The following is a 5,029-nucleotide window of genomic DNA, read 5'->3' on the forward strand; positions in this document are numbered from 1 at the left end:
GATTATGTGCAAATTGAGTTTCAGGACAGTGGAGTGGGAATTCCCGCCCATGAGATTCCGAAGATCTTTGACCGTTTCTATCGGGTCAGACATGCTGAAGTTGAGGATGTTAGTGGTGTAGGCTTAGGGTTGACGATCGTCCAGCAGATTCTTTTGCGGTGTGGTGGTTCTATTTCCGTCAAAAGCCGTGTGGGTGAAGGTTCAACCTTCAATGTGCTGCTGCCGATCGCCAAAATCCCCAATGCATCGCCCTGAATCATCAGTCTGGGTACCAAAACATACCCTTAATGCCTTCTGGATCGCAGGTAAAGCCTAAATTTTTATAGAAGTCAACCACATGAGGATCAGCAAAGAGGGTAATGTTGCTGATATCTTCATTTCGTAAGCGCTTAATCATGTGCTTCATCAATGCTTTGCCAAATCCTTTACCTTGATAGTCGGGATGAACCACTACGTCCCAGATAGTAGCGTTAAATGCGTGATCTGAAGTGGCACGAGAGAACCCAATCAGCCGCTTTTTTACACCCCGTTGTTCCCACATAGACACAATCAAGAAACTATGTTGGATAGCCTTACGAACTTTACGGAGGGGTCGGCGCGACCAACCAACTGCGTCACACAGTTCTTCGAGTTCGTACAGATCAATGTCGCGATCGGTGCTGAAGTAAATGCGAGTATTGCCACTCAAGCGATCGCGCGTAGTATCAGCACGAGAAGCCGCCGTCGTCGAGGTTGTCACACTCGACCCATTCTCTACAACACAGTCTTCAGTTTGTGAGGGCTTAGGCACAGACACAAGATTGCCCCCACTAAACAGGTTTCTCCAAAAACCCATGCTAGCTTTGTTAACCTAAGATACATAGATGATGTACTAGCTAGTATATACACCTTCGGGTTTTGAGGCTGACGACACATGCCAAAACAGAATGACAAGCACTTCGCAACAAAACTAAAAACTTGTGCTAGAAGCCACTATCTCATGCACACTTATAGTTCAGGATGAGCTATCAGGGTTACGTTTTTTGACGATACATTTTGGCACGCTACCATACCCCTAAATGATCATGACCGCAGGCTTAAAGTCATCCACCCTAGAATTGTTGAAGCGCTTCAATCGAGCGTTCCCTCAGTTTTATGAGCAGTTTGTCAGTAGTGAGATCCAGCTTCAAAACCTACGCCTTGCCTATCAGCTATACAAAACTCGGCAGGCTGTTATTGACATGAAGCCTGAAAACAATCGCAGTGTCTTGCATTTTGCCTACCGCAATCAATCATTTTTGTTAAGCGATATTTTCGGCGTTTTAACTGCTTATGGGTTGACGATTCACAGCCTGAGTTTGTATGGGCAAATTTATCCGCCCATGTTGGTATTTGTCAAGCTAGTGGTGTCACGTGGCAGCAAAACCTTATCTGATAAAACTGCTGAAAATGTGTGTCGGGCCATACGAGAGGCATTGGCAGGGCGGTTTGAAGTGGAAGAAATGCTAGCAGTGGAATTTAACCTAGATGCTGGCTTAGAACAAGTGGAAACAGAGTTTTATGTGGATCCAGTATTTCACCTACCGGCTCTGTTGATTGAGGCTGATAATCAGCCGGGTCTTTTCTACAAGGTTATGTATGCTGTTTGGCAAGAAGATTTGTTGGTAGTCAATGCTAATCTTCTGGTTTGGCGGGGACGTACTCGGCTAATTTTATACTTACTAGGGCCAAACGAAAATCTGATTCCAGAATATTTGGGACAAAAGATTGCAGAGGGCATGAAGCAGCGGCTATTGGGACGACGATTTTAAGGTGGGTTGGTTTCTTAGCAACTCAACGATCGTTACCCCTAGACAGCAGCATTAGCTTTCAGGTTAGGATGGATGTATGACTAGCATTAATGTCTTGGGAGTACCTTGCGCTTACGAGCTAACGGATCCCGTTCCTCAATCTCCAACCTTAGTCTTCGTTCACGGCTGGCTGCTGAGCCGTGAATATTGGCAACCCTTAGTTCAGCGGTTGTCCCCTACATATCAATGCCTTTCCTACGATTTACGAGGATTTGGTCAATCACAGCTTTATCCACGCTCAGACATTGCGTCAGATATTTTTACGAAGTCATCAAATCACCTCGCAACCAAGCAATCAGAGCATGGGGTTCCAAACGATGCTCAAGCATTGCAAATGACTACAGCTGATGTTAACGCAGTGATTAACCGCCTAGGCACCCAAGACTATAGCGACCCCTCACCCCTAACCCAACAATGGCGACTATCTGACAGACATCAGGGCGATCGGCTCTCTGACCAAAGTTTTCACGCCAGCTATACCCCAGCAGCCTATGCTAAGGATCTGGCTGTGCTATTGCAACTGCTGAACTTAGCTAATGTCTGGCTAATTGGTCATTCCTTAGGTGGCATTATTGCCTTATGGGCTGCGAATCAATTGCCTGATGTGGTGCAGGGTGTTATCTGCTTGAACTCTGGAGGTGGCATTTACTTTCAAAAAGACTTTGAAAAATTTCGTGCAGCCGGTCAACAAATTTTGAAGCTACGCCCACGGTGGCTTTGTCATGTGCCTCTGATTGATTTGATGTTTGCCCGATCGACTGTGGTTCAGCCTATTGATCGAACGTGGCGACGACAGCGCTTAGTGGACTTTGTGATGGCACATCCTGAAGCGGCTTTAGGAGCCTTGCTAGACTCTACCACCGAAGCTGAGGTCAATCGGCTGCCGTTACTGGTTTCTGCCTTAAAGCAGCCTGTCTATTTCTTGGCAGGTGCTCAAGATCCGGTGATGCAGCCCAGCTATGTTCAACATCTTGCCAGTTTTCACCCGCTGTTTGGTACCTGTGGCGATAACGTGATTGAGATTGAAGATTGTGGACATATGGCGATGATTGAGCAGCCTGATCGCGTAACTACAGAAATCACTAGCATTTTGGCAAAGCACACCCAACGCGAAGCCCTAGCCTTATCCATCTCTCACCGCAGCATGACTTAAGATAGGTTACATACATTAGGAACATGATCCTGAGGGCCTGATCTTGAGACTATTAGGAATCGCTAGCCGGTTGCGTTTATGGTAGATCATGACACCACGGTGCCTTCTGTATTGCCACCGTTGACCACAGAAACGATTTGGGCAATTCTTCACGATGAGATTGATGATGCTACAGCAAACCAATTGGTGTGGCACTGCCTAGGCTATCGCTACGACTCTGACCACGATCGCTGGGACAGTAGTGCTGTTTCTCCAGCTTGGTGTAGTGATTACCCTAATCCTCCAGATTTTATTGCTAGCCGTCCAGCCACTGTAAAGTTAACCCGCTCTATTCCCCCTGCCCACAAACAGTTGTTGAAGGAGAAACTAGGTTTTCAGGGGTATAAGGTCGGGGAACTGGTGCCCCGGCTGACTCGTCGAGCAACCATAGCAAACTGGCTACTGAGCTATCTGCAATCCCAGGAAACCTCACCTCAAAATCTGTAGATTTGTAAGGTAGCCTAGACTTAGTGATCAACTTCTGCACTGTGGCGGAACAGCCCTCTAAATGACTCACCCATGTTGACCATATTCAACCTGTTGCAGCTATGACTACTTCACCAAGGAAGAAACCTGTTGCGGTTTGGCAGCGTGCCTTTGCTTATATCATCCCCATGATGTTGGGAGCAGGGCTAGTTGTGGTTGGCGATCGCTACTTGATCCCTAACCCAGCAAAACCTTCGGTTACGGCTCAAGTTTTGCCTGTGGCACCTGACAGCACCAACTTTATTGCTGCGGCTGTAGAGCGCACGGGGCCTGCTGTGGTGCGAATCAATGCATCTCGCACAGTGACCACTCGCGTACCCGATGTTTTTAATGATCCTTTCTTCCGGGAATTTTTTGGGTTTGACCCGTCAATGCAGCCCCGCACTAGGGTTGAACGCGGTACTGGTTCCGGGTTTATTATTAACCCCAATGGCTTGATTTTGACCAATGCCCATGTAGTAGCAGGTGCTGATCGGGTTACGGTCTTGCTAAAGGATGGGCGTAGTTTTAATGGCAGAGTTCTTGGTGCCGACCCAGTTACAGATGTGGCTGTAGTCCGGATTGAGGCTAGTGGACTGCCTACTGTGCAGTTGGGCGACTCTGATCGCCTGCGACCTGGGGAATGGGCAATCGCGATCGGCAACCCACTGGGACTAGATAACACTGTGACGGCGGGGATCATTAGTGCCACGGGGCGAACCAGTGCTCAAGTTGGGGTTCCTGATAAGCGCGTTGGGTTCATTCAAACTGATGCGGCGATTAATCCTGGCAACTCCGGCGGTCCCCTGTTAAATCAACGGGGAGAAGTGATTGGTATGAATACAGCCATCATTGGTGGTGCCCAAGGTCTAGGCTTTGCTATCCCCATTAATACTGCTCGTCGCATTGCCGACCAACTGATTGCCTCTGGCAAGGTTGACCATCCCTTCTTGGGCATTCAAATGGCGACCTTGACTCCTGATCTAGTGCAAGAAATTAATCGCAGCTCAGGTAACCGTGTCCGGCTGCAAGATAGCGAGGGTGTACTGATTATTCAAGTGGTGCCCAACTCGCCAGCCGCTCGATCAGGTTTGCGGCCCGGTGATGTGATCAAGAGAATTGATGGTCGGGCTGTGACTGATGCTAATCAGGTACAGCGTGCCGTTGAAGCTAGTTCCATCGGTGGACGACTCCAAGTGGAGATACGCCGTGATGGTCAACTGATTACTGTGCCTGTGCAGCCCGGTGCCTTTCCCACTAACACAGCCCAGAACTAACCTATGACTAGAAGGGCCACAATTCTCCAGGTAGGGCACCCTCTGTTGCAGCAACAGGCGGCGGCAGTTGCCGATGTGCATAACCCCGACATTCAACAGCTAATTGACGACCTGATAGCCACAATGCAGGCGGCCAGTGGTGTTGGCATTGCTGCCCCCCAGATTGGTCAATCCTGGCAATTGGTGATTGTTGCGTCGCGACCCAACGCCCGCTATCCCCATGCTCCTGTAATGGAACCCTTGGCGTTGATTAATCCGTGTATTAT

At 48.6% G+C, this 5,029-nt stretch carries 7 protein-coding genes; 6 read left to right on the forward strand and 1 reads right to left on the reverse strand.

The window, feature by feature from the left end:
- The coding region (locus NZ772_13485; GenBank protein MCS6814561.1) for a sensor histidine kinase at positions 1–255 on the forward strand (255 nt) is incomplete at its 5' end.
- A gap of 4 nt (positions 256–259) precedes the next feature.
- On the opposite strand, the gene NZ772_13490 is transcribed toward NZ772_13485, so the two are convergent.
- A complete protein-coding gene (locus NZ772_13490; GenBank protein ID MCS6814562.1) occupies positions 260–835 on the reverse strand; it encodes a GNAT family N-acetyltransferase in 576 nt (191 codons plus the stop codon).
- Positions 836–1,064: 229 nt separating this feature from the next.
- Here NZ772_13490 and NZ772_13495 point away from each other — a divergent pair, with 229 nt between their 5' ends.
- From NZ772_13495 to NZ772_13515, 5 genes are all read left to right on the forward strand, one after another.
- The gene (locus tag NZ772_13495) at positions 1,065–1,790 is read left to right on the forward strand and encodes a hypothetical protein (GenBank protein MCS6814563.1); all 726 of its coding nucleotides are present in this window, start codon (positions 1,065–1,067) and stop codon (positions 1,788–1,790) included.
- Between the two features lie 76 nt (positions 1,791–1,866).
- Positions 1,867–2,982, forward strand: coding sequence for an alpha/beta hydrolase (locus tag NZ772_13500; protein ID MCS6814564.1), 1,116 nt, complete (start codon positions 1,867–1,869; stop codon positions 2,980–2,982).
- Positions 2,983–3,060: 78 nt separating this feature from the next.
- On the forward strand, positions 3,061–3,468 hold the full coding sequence (locus tag NZ772_13505; protein MCS6814565.1) for a DUF1823 family protein: 408 nt from the start codon (positions 3,061–3,063) through the stop codon (positions 3,466–3,468).
- A gap of 101 nt (positions 3,469–3,569) precedes the next feature.
- Positions 3,570–4,763 carry a trypsin-like peptidase domain-containing protein gene (locus tag NZ772_13510; protein MCS6814566.1) on the forward strand — a complete coding sequence of 398 codons (1,194 nt, stop codon included), beginning with the start codon at positions 3,570–3,572 and terminating at the stop codon, positions 4,761–4,763.
- 3 nt (positions 4,764–4,766) lie between these two features.
- On the forward strand, positions 4,767–5,029 hold a 263-nt coding region (locus NZ772_13515; protein ID MCS6814567.1), incomplete at its 3' end, for a peptide deformylase.

This window comes from Cyanobacteriota bacterium, assembly GCA_025054735.1.
In the GTDB taxonomy this organism is placed as follows: Bacteria; Cyanobacteriota; Cyanobacteriia; order SKYG9; family SKYG9; genus SKYG9.